Here is a 253-nt window from a genome sequence, read left to right as displayed (position 1 = left end):
ACGTTGCGGCGAGCCTGCTCCGCCTCGACCCGGTGATGCACCCCTCGCAAGGCGAGCATCGCCCCGAGGGCCGTGACGGCCACCAGCGTCAGACCCCACCCCAGTCCCAGATCCTGCCGCAGCCCCGCGAACACACCAGCCGAACCCACCAGGGCAGATGCCACACCGATGCGCCACCGCCACTCACGCTCATTCCCCACCCGGCTCATAGCCCCATGCTGGCACACGGCCCTCGGAGGCAGAGCGGCAGATC

1 protein-coding gene is annotated in these 253 nt (G+C 70.4%); it reads right to left on the bottom strand.

Features of this window, described 5'->3' with window-relative positions:
• A partial coding sequence (locus tag ACFWJO_RS39030; protein ID WP_386872966.1) for a hypothetical protein occupies positions 1-209 on the bottom strand: 209 nt, incomplete at its 3' end.
• Positions 210-253 lie beyond the last annotated feature (44 nt).

This window comes from Streptomyces sp. NPDC127092 (assembly GCF_042722475.1).
Taxonomy (GTDB): Bacteria; Actinomycetota; Actinomycetes; order Streptomycetales; family Streptomycetaceae; genus Streptomyces.
Note: the sequence above shows the minus strand (reverse complement) of the source record. Positions and strands in the feature narration are given on the sequence as shown.